This is a genomic window from Rhodoferax sp. GW822-FHT02A01, assembly GCF_038784515.1.
Taxonomy (GTDB): Bacteria; Pseudomonadota; Gammaproteobacteria; order Burkholderiales; family Burkholderiaceae_C; genus Allorhodoferax.
Genome location: NZ_CP152376.1, coordinates 5,174,900 through 5,187,325 on the forward strand (window position 1 = coordinate 5,174,900; position 12,426 = coordinate 5,187,325).

General features: G+C 63.5%; 12 protein-coding genes. 9 read left to right on the forward strand and 3 right to left on the reverse strand.

The features are described 5' to 3' along the window. Nucleotides 1–10 precede the first annotated feature (10 nt). The 9 genes from AAGF34_RS24450 to AAGF34_RS24490 all read left to right on the forward strand — a co-directional run bounded on the left by AAGF34_RS24450 (nt 11) and on the right by AAGF34_RS24490 (nt 9,010). Complete coding sequence (locus tag AAGF34_RS24450; protein WP_342618315.1) at nt 11–745, forward strand: class II aldolase/adducin family protein; 735 nt, start codon at nt 11–13, stop codon at nt 743–745. Further along, entirely contained in the window at nt 742–1,626 is an 885-nt protein-coding gene (locus tag AAGF34_RS24455) for a 3-keto-5-aminohexanoate cleavage protein (protein ID WP_342618316.1), read from the forward strand. The genes AAGF34_RS24450 and AAGF34_RS24455 overlap by 4 nt, the downstream gene beginning before the upstream one ends. A gap of 32 nt (nt 1,627–1,658) precedes the next feature. Then, complete coding sequence (locus tag AAGF34_RS24460) at nt 1,659–2,624, forward strand: L-carnitine dehydrogenase (RefSeq protein ID WP_342618318.1); 966 nt, start codon at nt 1,659–1,661, stop codon at nt 2,622–2,624. Continuing rightward, a complete protein-coding gene (locus tag AAGF34_RS24465; RefSeq protein ID WP_342618319.1) occupies nt 2,617–3,111 on the forward strand; it encodes a thioesterase family protein in 495 nt (164 codons plus the stop codon). The genes AAGF34_RS24460 and AAGF34_RS24465 overlap by 8 nt, the downstream gene beginning before the upstream one ends. A 354-nt stretch (nt 3,112–3,465) precedes the next feature. Further along, a complete protein-coding gene (locus AAGF34_RS24470) occupies nt 3,466–4,032 on the forward strand; it encodes a thioesterase family protein (RefSeq protein WP_342618320.1) in 567 nt (188 codons plus the stop codon). A gap of 24 nt (nt 4,033–4,056) precedes the next feature. After that, nucleotides 4,057–5,217 (forward strand): acyl-CoA dehydrogenase family protein, encoded by a 1,161-nt coding sequence (locus AAGF34_RS24475; RefSeq protein WP_342618322.1) that lies wholly within the window; start codon nt 4,057–4,059, stop codon nt 5,215–5,217. Further along, nucleotides 5,214–7,289: an acetate--CoA ligase family protein gene (locus AAGF34_RS24480; RefSeq protein WP_342618323.1), complete on the forward strand. Its 2,076-nt coding sequence runs from the start codon at nt 5,214–5,216 to the stop codon at nt 7,287–7,289. Before AAGF34_RS24475 ends, AAGF34_RS24480 begins: the two co-directional genes overlap by 4 nt. Next, entirely contained in the window at nt 7,282–8,064 is a 783-nt protein-coding gene (locus AAGF34_RS24485; RefSeq protein ID WP_342618324.1) for an enoyl-CoA hydratase-related protein, read from the forward strand. The genes AAGF34_RS24480 and AAGF34_RS24485 overlap by 8 nt, the downstream gene beginning before the upstream one ends. Nucleotide 8,065: 1 nt before the next feature. Beyond that, nucleotides 8,066–9,010, forward strand: coding sequence for a DMT family transporter (locus AAGF34_RS24490; protein WP_342618325.1), 945 nt, complete (start codon nt 8,066–8,068; stop codon nt 9,008–9,010). Nucleotides 9,011–9,054: 44 nt separating this feature from the next. Here the strand turns inward: AAGF34_RS24490 and AAGF34_RS24495 are convergent, their stop codons facing one another. The 3 genes from AAGF34_RS24495 to AAGF34_RS24505 all read right to left on the reverse strand — a co-directional run bounded on the left by AAGF34_RS24495 (nt 9,055) and on the right by AAGF34_RS24505 (nt 12,385). Beyond that, the gene (locus tag AAGF34_RS24495; protein WP_342618326.1) at nt 9,055–9,660 is read right to left on the reverse strand and encodes a phosphatase PAP2 family protein; all 606 of its coding nucleotides are present in this window, start codon (nt 9,658–9,660) and stop codon (nt 9,055–9,057) included. A gap of 121 nt (nt 9,661–9,781) precedes the next feature. After that, nucleotides 9,782–10,501, reverse strand: coding sequence for a PEP-CTERM sorting domain-containing protein (locus tag AAGF34_RS24500; RefSeq protein WP_342618327.1), 720 nt, complete (start codon nt 10,499–10,501; stop codon nt 9,782–9,784). Nucleotides 10,502–10,531: 30 nt separating this feature from the next. Next, nucleotides 10,532–12,385, reverse strand: coding sequence for an alkaline phosphatase family protein (locus tag AAGF34_RS24505; RefSeq protein ID WP_342618328.1), 1,854 nt, complete (start codon nt 12,383–12,385; stop codon nt 10,532–10,534). Between the last annotated feature and the right edge of the window lie 41 nt (nt 12,386–12,426).

Below are 12,426 nucleotides of genomic sequence, written 5' to 3' on the forward strand. Positions count from 1 at the left end.
TGCTCCCACCATGACACACATTCACACCTTGCGACAAGACCTGGCAGCCGCCTTCCGCTGGGCGGCGCGGCTGAACATGCATGAGTCGATTGCCAACCACTTCAGCGTGGCTACCGACGACACGGGCCGGGAGTTCCTGCTCAACCCGGTGGGCGCGCATTTTTCCCTGGTGCGCGCCAGCGAGCTGCTGCTGCTCAACCTGGACAAGCCCGAAACCTACCAGGGCCCCCATGCGCCCGACCCCACGGCCTGGACGCTGCATGCGGCCCTGCACCAGAAGCTGCCACAGGCGCGCTGCATCCTGCACACGCATATGCACAGCGCCACCACGCTGTGCTGCCTCAAAGACTTCGAGTTCCTGATGCTGGACCAGAACGCCTGCCGCTTCCACAAGCGCATTGCCTACGACCGCGGCTATGCCGGCATGGCGCTGCACACGGACGAAGGTGCCCGCGTGGCCGCCCTGATGGAGCACGGCAAGAGCGTGCTGTTCATGGGCAACCACGGCGTGATCGTGGTCGCTCCCACCGTGGCCCAGGCCTTTGACGAGCTGTACTACCTGGAGAAAGCCTGCGCCCTGCAACTGGCGGCCCTGGCCACCGGACGCGAACTGGCGCTGATCCCCGACGACGTGGCCGCAGTGGCCTGCCGCCAGTGGAACGACTACCCCACCGAATTTTCCAACCTGCATTTCACCGCCCTCAAAACCATCCTCAACCAACAAGAACCGGACTACGCCCTATGAACCAGAACATCATCATTACCTGCGCCGTGACCGGCGCTGGCGACACCGCTGGCAAGAACCCCCATGTGCCGGTCACACCGCGCCAGATTGCCGACGCCGCCATCGAAGCGGCCAACGCCGGTGCCACCGTGGTGCACTGCCATGTGCGCGACCCGCAAACCGGCAAAGGCAGCCGTGATCCGGCGCTCTACCGCGAGCTGATGGAGCACATCAAGGCCTCGGGCGTGGACGTCATCGTCAACCTGACCGCCGGCATGGGCGGTGACCTGGAAATCGGCCCGGGCGAAACGCCCACGCAGTACGGCCCCGGCACCGACCTGGTCGGCCCGCTGACCCGCCTGGTGCATGTGGAAGAGCTGCTGCCCGACATCTGCACGCTGGACTGCGGCACGCTCAACTTTGGCGATGGCGACACCATCTATGTCTCCACCCCCACAGCCCTGCGCGTAGGTGCCAAGCGCATCACCGAGCTGGGTGTGAAGGCCGAGCTGGAAATCTTCGATACCGGCCACCTGTGGTTCTCCAAGCAGATGATGAAGGAAGGCCTGCTGTTCGACCCGCTGTTCCAGCTCTGCCTGGGCATTCCATGGGGCGCCCCCGCCGACACCACCACCATGAAGGCCATGGTGGACAACCTGCCCGCTGGCGTGACCTGGGCCGGCTTTGGCATCGGCCGCCTGCAGATGCCCATGGCGGCGCAAGCCATTCTGCTGGGCGGCAATGTGCGCGTGGGTCTGGAAGACAACCTGTGGCTGGACAAGGGTGTACCCGCCAGCAACGGCACGCTGGTGGAGCGCGTGATCAAGCTGATCGAATGCATGGGAGCCAAGCCCATGACACCGGCTGAAGGCCGCATCAAGATGAACCTCAAGAAACGCTGAGCCCTTCTTTCTTCTGAACCACAGGACAACACATGACATTCAAGACCGACATCAAGACTTTTGCAGCACTGGGCACCGGCGTGATCGGCAGCGGCTGGATCGCCCGCGCGCTGGCCAACGGCCTGGACGTGATCGCCTGGGACCCGGCGCCCAATGCCGAGGCCAATCTGCGTGACCGCATCAAGAAGTGCTGGCCCGCGCTGATCGCCAACGGCCTCAAGCCCGGCGCATCGCCCGAGCGCCTGCGCTTTATGGCCACCGTGGAAGAGTGCGTGAAGGATGCCGACTTCATCCAGGAAAGCGCACCCGAAACGCTGTCGCTCAAGATCGACCTGCACGCCAAGATCAGCGCCGCAGCCAAGCCCGATGTGATCATCGGCTCCTCCACGTCCGGCCTGCTGCCCACGGAGTTCTATGCCAAGGCAGTAAACCCCGAGCGTTGCCTGGTGGGCCATCCGTTCAACCCGGTCTACCTGCTGCCGCTGGTGGAAGTGGTGGGCGGTGAAAAGACTTCGGAAGAAGCCAAGCAGGCCGCCATCACCGTCTACAAAAACCTGGGCATGAAGCCCCTGCATGTGCGCAAGGAAGTGCCCGGCTTCATCGCCGACCGCCTGCTCGAAGCCCAGTGGCGCGAGGCCCTGCACTTGGTCAACGAAGGCGTGGCCAGCACCGGCGAGATCGACGATGCCATTCGCTATGGTGCGGGCATACGCTGGTCCTTCATGGGCAGCTTCCTGATCTACACGCTGGCTGGCGGCGACGCCGGCATGCGCCACTTCATGGCGCAGTTCGGCCCCGCACTCAAGCTGCCCTGGACCAAGCTGGTGGCGCCCGAACTCACCGACGCGCTGATCGACAAGGTGGTGGACGGCACCAAGGACCAGTTGGGCAACCACAGCATTGCCGACCTCGAGCGTTACCGTGACGACTGCCTGATGGCGGTGCAAGCGGCCATCCGCGCCACCAAGATCAAGCACGGCATTTCGCTCGATGAGTAACCTCTTGATCAGTTGGCAAGGCCCGGTGCAGCCGGCCTGGGTGGACTACAACGGCCATCTGAACGACGCCTACTACCTGGTGATCTTCAGCCTGGCCACGGATGGGCTGATGGAGCGCATCGGCCTGGACGGGGCAGGCCGCAAGGCGACGGGCCACACCATGTACACGCTGGAGGTGCACCTGAACTACATCCAGGAGGTGCACGAGGGTGTGATGGTGGAGGTGCGTACGCAGATCCTGGGTGTGGACGCCAAGCGGGTGCATCTGTTCCACAGCCTGCACCGCCAGGACGACGGAACGCTCTTGGCGACCAACGAGCAGATACTCTCCAACATCGATGTGTCCAACGCGGAGACGGGGCCCAAGACTGCACCGTTTGCGCCGCAGGTGGCAGCGCTTCTGTTGCCATTGGCTCAGGCGCATGCGGCACTGCCACGGCCTGCCAATGCGGGGCGCAGTATTGCGTTGCCTGTGCCGCGCAAGTAGCCTTGGAATAGCCCATGTATTCAGGCGGCAGCTTCACTGGACACAGGACGGCATGGCACACCGCTGCGTCCGTGTCCCCCGCCCACTGCGCGGGCTCCTCCTTTACCTACCGCAGCGGTGTGCCATGCCGTCCTGCGTCCGCTACCACTGTTGGTGCGCCAAGGATGTTGAATGCAACGTTGAAACACCCGAACTTGTCGCTGACAGCGGGGTGGCTGTTTCCGGTAGGTAAAGGAGGAGCCCGCAGGGCGGGGGACACGGACGGAAACAGCCACCCCGCTGTCAGCGACTGAACCACCACAACGTGCACAAATGGGTTCCCAGCAATACCACCAGAACGAACCATTCAAACCGATGACCGATCCACACCAACAAGCAGGCCGCGTCACCACCCCGTTGGAAAACACGCCCGCCAAACCCTGGGACCCCACGGCCCCCATACCGGCCCCCCTGCAACTGCACTCCCCCACCGTGCAACCGCAATGGGTGGACTACAACGGCCACATGAGCGAGTCCTGCTTTCTGCTGGTGTTTGGTGACAGCTCGGACGCCTTCTTCCGCTTCATCGGCATCGACGAACGCTACCGCGACGAACAGGGCCTGTCGCTCTACACCGTCGAGACCCATATCCACAACATACGCGAAGCCTCCGTGGACGATCCGCTCAAGCTCACGCTGCAGGTGCTGGATGTGGACGCCAAACGCGTACACATCTTCCACAGCATGTTCCATGGCAAGACCGGCGTGCTGCTGGCCACTGGCGAACAGATGCTGCTGCATGTGGACATGAAAGCCGAGCGCGCCGCACCCATGCCGCCCTGGCTGCTGGAGCGCATCCAGGCCATTCACACCGCGCACGCTGCCTTGCCGCGCCCGGCGCAGGCAGGTTCCTCCATCGGGATTCGCCGCAAGGCTGTTTGACTCACAACGCAACAGAGACTGACCATGCACTTTCAACTCAGCCACGAACACACCATGCTGGTGGACACCGTGCGCAGCTTCATCGAAACCGAGATCTACCCCCACGAAGACCTGGTGGAGCGCACCGACGAGATCCCGCCCGACCTGGCTGCAGAGATTCAGGCCAAGGCCATTGAAGTGGGCCTGTATGCAGCCAACATGCCCGAGGAATATGGCGGCGGTGGACTGGACAACTTTGGTGTGACGCTGCTGGAGCGTGAGCTGGGCCGCGCCTCCTACGGCCTGCAGATGCTGGTGGCGCGCCCCAGCAACATCCTGCGCGGCTGCACCGGCACGCAGATCGAGGAATACCTGCTGCCCACCATACGCGGCGAACGCCATGATTGTCTGGCCATGACCGAACCCAACGCCGGATCGGACGTGCGCAGCATGCAGACCAAGGCGGTGCGCGAGGGTGACGACTACATCATCAATGGCAGCAAGCACTTCATCAGCCATGCCGATGTGTCCGATTACGTGATCCTGTTTGCCGCCACCGACGTGGAGCAGACCAAGGCCGGTCCCAAGAAAAAGATCACCGGATTTCTGGTGGACTTTGACACGCCCGGTGTAACGCGCCGCCGCGGCCCGGCCTGTGTGTCGCACCGCGGCTACCACCAGTGCGAGCTGTTCTTCGACAACGTGCGCGTACCGGTCTCCAAACGCCTGGGCGAAGAAGGCAAGGGCTTCGACCTGATGGGCGAATGGCTGGGCGCCACGCGCCTGACCGTGGCCGCCACCAGCGTAGGACGCGGCCGCCGCGTGCTCGACATGGCGACCGAATGGGCCGCCACGCGCAAGCAGTTTGGGCAACCGATTGGCCGCTTCCAGGGCACGGGCTTCAAGCTGGCCGACATGGCCACCGAACTCGAAGCCGCCGACCTGCTCACCCTGCAAGCCGCCTGGAAGTGCGACCAAGGCAGCATGACCGATTCCGACGCCGCCATGGCCAAGCTGTTTGCGTCTGAGGCGCTGGCACGCATCACCGACCAGACGCTGCAGATCTTTGGCGGCATGGGCTTGATGAATTCGCTGCCGATCGAGCGCTTCTGGCGCGATGCGCGGGTGGAGCGCATCTGGGACGGCACCAGCGAAATCCAGCGCCACATCATCTCGCGCGCCATGCTGCGTGCGCACGGCGCATGAACCGCCTCACGCAACTGTTTTCGCCCCAGCGCATCGCCGTATTCGGCGGCAACGCTGCCGCCGAGGCCATACGCCAGTGCCGCAAGCTGGGCTTTGCAGGCGACATCTGGCCGGTGCATCCCACGCGCACGGAGATGGAGGGCCTGCCCTGCTTTGCTGACGTTGCGTCATTGCCTGCAGCACCTGACGCTGCCTTTGTCGCCGTGCCGGCACTGGCAACCGTGGACGTGGTGCGACAGCTCTCGGCCCGCGGCGCGGGTGGCGCCATCTGCTATGCCTCCGGCTTTGCCGAAGTGGGTGAAGCAGGCGCGGCGCTGCAACGGGAACTGGTGGCCGCGGCGGGTGACATGGCCCTGATCGGCCCCAACTGCTATGGGCTGCTCAACTACCTGGACGGCGTGGCCCTGTGGCCGGACCAGCATGGCGGACACCGCGAGGAGCGCGGTGTGGCCATCGTCACGCAAAGCGGCAACATCGGTCTGAACCTGACCATGCAGCGCCGTGGCCTGCCTTTGGCCTATCTGATCACCGTGGGCAACAAGGCCGGCGACAGCATGGACGCCATCATCGAAGCCCTGCTGCTGGACCCGCGTGTCACCGCTATTGGCATGCATATCGAGGGCCTGGACGATGTGGCGGCCTTCTCGCGTGTGGCGATCAAAGCGCTGGAAAAACGCATCCCGCTGGTGGCCCTCAAAGCTGGCAGCTCGGAGTTGGGCGCACGCACCACCATGAGCCACACCAGCTCGCTGGCCGGGCCGGACAAGCTGTATGAAGCCCTGTTTGCGCGCTGCGGCGTGGCACGGGTGACTGATGTGTCGGGCTTGCTGGAGACGCTCAAGTTCCTGCATGTGCATGGTGGCCTGAGTGGCAACCGCATCATCTCGGCCAGTTGCTCGGGCGGCGAGGCATCTCTGGTGGCGGACCTGGCCCAGACGCATGGACTGGACATGCCGGAAATCCCGCAAGCAGCACACACCCGACTCTTCGACGTGCTCGGTGAGAAGGTCACCGTGGCCAACCCGCTGGACTACCACACCTATATCTGGGGCAATCTGGAAGCGCAGACCGAGTGCTTTGCCGGCATGATGGACTGTGGCTTTGACGCCCATGTGCTGGTGCTGGACTTTCCCCGTGCCAACCGTTGCAATGGCAGTACCTGGCAGACCACGCTGGATGCCTTTGTGGCGGCACAAGCCCAAACGGGCGCCGTCGCGGTGGTGCTGAGCTCCCTGCCCGAGGGCTTGCCCGACGCGGTAAGCGAGCGCCTGCTGCAGCAAGGTGTGGCGCCCATGCAGGGCACCCATGATTGCCTGGCTGCCATCGCACACGCAGCGCGCATTGGTGCGGCCCAGGCGCGCTGTGCTCAGGCGACACCCGTTGCGGCCACGCCATGGACGGCCCATGCAGCAGATGCCACCAGTCATATGCTCAACGAAGTGGCGAGCAAGCGCGCGCTGCAGGGCTTTGGTGTGCCGATTCCGCGTGGTGCCTGCGTCACTGCCCCGGCTGCAGTCGCTACCGCCGAAGCGCTGGGTTATCCGGTAGTGGTCAAGGCGGTGTCCGACACGCTGGCACACAAGACCGAGGCCGGTGGTGTCAAGCTGGGCCTGAAGTCCGCTGACGCGGTGCGAGCAGCTGTGGAGAGCATGCGCCATCTGTCGAACGCTTTTCTGGTGGAGCAGATGGCAACCGAGGTAGTGGCCGAAATCATCGTAGGCATCACGCGCGATGCACAGTTTGGCCTGGCCCTGACGCTGGGCACCGGTGGCATTCTCGTGGAGCTGATACAGGATGCGGCCACACTGCTGCTGCCCGCATCGCCAGAAGACATTCGCACAGCGCTGCAGTCCCTCAAAACCTGGCCGCTGCTGAACGGCTACCGCGGCAAGGCCGCCGGGGACGTGGATGCGCTGGTGCAAGCCGTTGCATCCATCGCCGCCTATGGTGCAGCCCATGCTGACGATTTGCTGGAACTGGATGTGAATCCCATCCTCGTGCTGCCCGCAGGGCGCGGCGTGGTGGCGGTGGACGCACTGATACGATTGGCAGGAAACACACCCCATGACTGAAGCCGTACGTACCCAAGCCCGCGATGGTGTGCTCACCATCACCCTGGACCGTCCCAAGGCCAACGCGATCAACGTGCCCACCAGCCAGGCACTGTATGCGGCGTTCCGGCAGCTGCAGGACGACCCGGCCTTGCGCGTGGCCATCATCACCGGCACCGGGCGCTTCTTCTCCGCAGGCTGGGACCTCAATGCCGCAACCGAAGGCGAAGCCATCGATGCCGACCACGGCCCGGGCGGCTTTGCCGGACTGACCGAGTATTTTTCCTTGAGCAAGCCGGTAATTGCCGCGGTCAACGGCCTGGCATTTGGGGGCGGTTTTGAACTGGCACTGGCGGCAGACCTCATGGTGGTGGCCGACACGGCCGAGTTCGCCCTGCCGGAGGTCAAACTGGGCATGATGGCCGACTCCGGCGGCGTGCTGCGCCTGCCGCGCAGATTGCCGCGTGCCATTGCCACCGAGCTGCTGCTCACGGGACGGCGCATGTCGGCTGCCGAGGCAGCGCAATGGGGCCTGGCCAACCGGGTGGTGCCTGCGGACGCGCTGCTGCAGACCGCACAGGAGCTCGCCGCCCAGATGGTGCTGGCGGCACCGCTGGCACTGGCTGCTGTGAAGGAAGTGCTGCGCGCCACCGAAGGCCAGCCCCTGGCAGAAGCCTATAGCACGCTGCGCAGTGGCACCCTGCCCCAGTACCGCGCCATGCTCACATCCGAAGACGCGCAGGAGGGGCCGCGCGCCTTCGGCGAGAAGCGCCCACCGCGCTGGAGCGGGCACTGAGGTGCCGCAGCACAGCCACGCCAGGGGTGTGCAGCTCTCGCTGCTGTGCCTGCTGATCCTGGGGCTGCTGCCCATCATCGCAACCTTGCGCAACGGCGAAGGCAACGCCATGGCGTTTTCCTTCTGGCTCTCGTTCTGGCAGCTGGTATTTGCCGTACCCGTCTACCTGCTGCAAGGCAGAACACCGCAACCCGCTCCCGAGGCGCACGCCAGCAAGCCGCACTTCAGCAAAGGGCGGACATGGGCTTTGGTGCTGCTGACCGGCACCCTGTTCGGTGCTGCCACCTTCGTCTATGTGCTGGCGGTGGACCGCGCCGGGCCGGTGACCTTTGCCGTTGCCGTGCAGGCCTACCCGCTGTTCGCCGTGGTGTGGGAGGCATTCTTTCTGAAGCGGCGCAAGTCCATGGCGGAAATCGGCCTGATGCTGGTGATTGCCGCCGCCATGGTCTATCTGGGCACCCAGGGCACGTGGCAGTTGTCCGCGATTACCGGCGGCTTCTGGCTGGCCCTGGTCGTGCCGCTGCTCTGGAGCATCGCCCACGTCATCATCAAAGAGATGATGAATGCCTCGGCCATCACGCCGTCGGAGGTCATCGTGACGCGCGTGCTGATCGCCACCGTGCTGCTGGGCGCCGCAAGCGTGTGGAACCAGGGACTGGACGGGCTGGTGGCAACGGCCACGGCACCCCGCTTCCAGGGGATCGCTTTCCTGATGGGCTGCGCCTATTACCTGGAACTGCTGTCATGGTTCTACGCGGTCAAGCTGATCGACGTGTCCCGCGGCGCTTCCATCACCGCCCCGGCACCGGCCTTGACGCTGCTGATCTCCCTGGCGGTCCTGGGTCAGGAAGTGCACGGCTACCAGGTAGTGGCACTGGTGCTGGTGGTGGGCAGTGTCATCGGACTGATCCACAGTGGCCACAGGCGGGCCAGCACAACACCGTAGTACCCCAAAGCCGAAAACGGGAAGCAGACTTCGTCACCGAAGCGCTAGGGCTGGAGCAGCCGTTGCGCATGGGCCGTTGCAGACCGCGCCAGCATGGCGGCTCGCGAATGGGGTTCGGGTTGTCCGGACAACTGCAAGGCCACGCGCGTGATCAATGCATGACTGGGCGAATGGTCCACGCTGTACAAGGCCAGCGCAATGCAGGCTACCAACACGCCCGCGATCACGGGACGATGGGGGAAAACCGCTGGTGCGGGGTGCCGATGCACCCACACCGCAACGCCGCCTCCCAGTGCCCAACCCGCCAGCACTTCAGACGGGGAATGGGCATGCAGCACCAGGCGGGACACGCCTATCAGCAGGGCCAGCAGACATCCCACTGCGAACAGCATGTTTCGGCGGTGCGAAGCGGCTGGCGAACCGAACAAGGGCAGCACCACGGGGAAGACGGCGGTTGCAAGCAGCGTGTGCCCGGACACACCGGTGAAGTTCAGGGCAGCAGAGCCCAGACCCCAGCCCATGAACAGCACCTTGCTCGCTGCAGTCACCGCAATCGCCACAGCCAAGCCCATGGCCCAGCGCACTGCCAGCTGACGTCCACCGGGTTGGATGCACAGGGTCAACAGCGCCAGAAGCGCTGCTGGCAACACGACTTCAGCACCTCCAAAACGCGTGAGAAAAGGCCAGAAGTTCAATGTGCCGGGGGTGAGGGGTGTGGATGAAAATCGATTGTACGGGTCCCCTGTAAATGCCCGGCACTACGGCGCAGCCTCAGGCAGGCTGAGGCTTGCGGCGTTTCACCAGCGAGGCCACCAGCCCCAAGCCAGCGAGCAACAGCACATAGGACTCAGGCTCCGGCACGGGCGTCACGGCCAAGGACGTGACCGCGGCACCGCCGTTGCCAAACAAGGCGATGCCGGTGTTGCCGGTAAGGGGGGCGGACATGTTCACCGAACGCAGCAGCGTGGTGCCGTCCACGTCGTACAAATTGCCGGTGATGCCGCTTGCCAGCCAGCTGATGGACAGCTTGTACCACTGGTTACCAAAGCTGGCCGTGCTGGCCACGCCATCGCTGAAGCTGGGCGTTTGCGAAGCGATGCCAGAGACGCTCTGGAACAGCAACTGGTTGGTGTCGGACGCGGCGGTCAAGGCATAGGTGCTTGCGCTGTCAGACGCAAAGCCAAGGCTGATGCGTCCGCCTTGGCTGCCACTGACCGCATCGGCGCTGGGGCCGGGATTGATCCAGGCGCTGAGCACTTCCCCCACATGGAAATCAATGGCGGTGTTGACCGACCAGGTGGAGTCGGTGAGGTAGATGCCGCTGGTGCCATCCGGTGCGGGCGACACAAAGCTGCTGGCATCGGCGCCAACGCCGACCGACCAGCCCGGGGTGGACAGTTGGCCGCCCGTGAACGGTTCCACCACGCTTGCGTTGGCAAGCCCTGCGACGGCCATCAGGCCGGCTGCTGCGATTTTGAAAAAGAGAGTCATGGTTTTCTTCCAGAACAAAAGATGTGGGGCTTAGAAATTGAAGAGGCTGGTCAGGTCGCCGATGGCTGGCTGGTTGGCAGGCAGGTACGGGTTGTTGACGTTCTTGACCGGGTTGGGCAGGTTGTCGCGGCTGCGGTTGGACAAGGTGGGCAGGCTCCAGTTCTTTTCAATGAACTTGGCGATGGACACATGGTCGTGATAGACATGGTCCACATAGCCCTTCTTGGCAAACGGTGAGACAGCAATCAGAGGAATACGCGGGCCGTCACCAAAGAAGTCCAGGTTCTGGATGGCGCCGGTATCAAAGTAGCCACCGCCTTCATCCGTGGTGATCAGGATGGCTGTCTGTGCCCACAGAGCCGGATTGGCCTTGACTTTGGTGATCAGGTCGTTGAGGAATAGTTCATAGTTGCCTGGAGCCGAATAGCCGGGGTGTCCGCTATAGATATTTTTGGGAACTACAAACGACACAGCCGGAACCGTGTTGTTGCTGATATCTGCATACAAGGTGGTGAGGCCTTGCAGGTTGTTGCGCAGCGCAGAGTTCACCACATTGGTAGACACGTTGAGCGGGTCGCCAATGCTGTTGTAAATCAGTTCACGCGTCTTGCTGATGGCCACCGGCGTTGCGTAGGTGGCAATCACGGAGTCTGGGGTTCCTGCGGGAAGCTTGGCCTTGACGCCCGCAAACACCTGTGGATAGACCAGTTGGTAGAACGGGTCAGACGTCACGTCCGCGTCCTCGCGACCACCCGTGTACCACTTCCAGCTCACGCCGTTGTTGGATAGCAGTTCGCCAATGGTAGGCACTGTCTGTGGCGGGTACACAAAGTTGCCGGAGGTAGGTGCCGTGGCATTGCCATACACGTCGTACGCAGGTGTGTAGTTGTTCACCAGGTAGTAGGCACCGCCTTCGCAGTTGCTGCTTCTGCCCTTGGCGGCGAGTACCGCATGGATCTCGGCCACGCCCGGTTGCGAGGGGTCGGAGCAATTCACATACGAGCCACCGGAATAGCCATCGTTGGTGTAGAAGTTGTCAGTGCCCGTCTGCGGGTCCGGGTTTTCAATTTCGTTGGCCGGTGGCGTGGCCAGCACACCATTGACGTTGTAGACGGCGGCATCACCTGCCGTTGCCAGTGCGAAGAAGTTGGCGCCCGTTCCACCCATCACGGCCTGGTGGTAGTTGTCGCTGATGGCGTATTGCTGGGCCAGGGACTTGAACAGGGGTGCGTCGCCCTGGTTCATGTTGTAGAAGCCCATGAGCTCGCCGCCCTGCCCGGTGGAGGCGGCGGTCACTCCGCCGGTCGCGCCGCCCGTTCCCACGGTGGTAGCCACCCACTGGAACAGGTCATGCTTCTCATTGGTGCCACCAGTTTGTTGCCACATCTGGAAGAACCGGTGCACGGGATCACCCACGTCGGAAGTGGCCGTGCCATAGGGCACGTACTTGCTGATCTGGAACGGGCCGTTGGCGGTCAGACCGTTGAAACGCGGGTCCGGTGCTGTGCCATAGAGGGTCAGTGTTGTCGGGTTATACACACCGATCAGGGTGGGTTGCGGCAACGCAGCCAAAGGGCCCTGGCGGGTGGGCGTCAGCGTGTAGCTGCCGGTCCCATTGCTGGCCTGGCTTTGCACAGCCTTGCTGTAGTTTGCACCGGGCGTGCCGTCGGCCTTGACGATACCTTGCGAGAGCAGGTTGAGCGCAGACTGGCCGCGTGGCGGAATGTAAGTACCGAACACCGTATCAAAGGAGTTGTTCTCCCCCACAACCACAATCACGTGTTTGATGGGCGTAGTGGTGTTGGCATCACCCGCAAAGCTGGCCGGAACCAACGCGGCTCCAGACACCAACGCGGCAATACTTTTCAAAGCAGTGTGTTTCATGCAGCTTTCCCTTGATGAATATCGGTAAAAGAAATACGTTG

Bases quoted from the DNA above. Each gene is read 5' to 3' on its own strand.
- AAGF34_RS24485 (WP_342618324.1), top strand. From the start codon at position 7,282: ATGACTGAAGCCGTACGTACCCAAGCCCGCGATGGTGTGCTCACCATC.
- AAGF34_RS24475 (WP_342618322.1), top strand. From the start codon at position 4,057: ATGCACTTTCAACTCAGCCACGAACACACCATGCTGGTGGACACCGTG.
- AAGF34_RS24455 (WP_342618316.1), top strand. From the start codon at position 742: ATGAACCAGAACATCATCATTACCTGCGCCGTGACCGGCGCTGGCGAC.
- AAGF34_RS24460 (WP_342618318.1), top strand. From the start codon at position 1,659: ATGACATTCAAGACCGACATCAAGACTTTTGCAGCACTGGGCACCGGC.
- AAGF34_RS24500 (WP_342618327.1), bottom strand. From the start codon at position 10,501: ATGACTCTCTTTTTCAAAATCGCAGCAGCCGGCCTGATGGCCGTCGCA.
- AAGF34_RS24450 (WP_342618315.1), top strand. From the start codon at position 11: ATGACACACATTCACACCTTGCGACAAGACCTGGCAGCCGCCTTCCGC.
- AAGF34_RS24465 (WP_342618319.1), top strand. From the start codon at position 2,617: ATGAGTAACCTCTTGATCAGTTGGCAAGGCCCGGTGCAGCCGGCCTGG.
- AAGF34_RS24480 (WP_342618323.1), top strand. From the start codon at position 5,214: ATGAACCGCCTCACGCAACTGTTTTCGCCCCAGCGCATCGCCGTATTC.
- AAGF34_RS24470 (WP_342618320.1), top strand. From the start codon at position 3,466: ATGACCGATCCACACCAACAAGCAGGCCGCGTCACCACCCCGTTGGAA.
- AAGF34_RS24505 (WP_342618328.1), bottom strand. From the start codon at position 12,385: ATGAAACACACTGCTTTGAAAAGTATTGCCGCGTTGGTGTCTGGAGCC.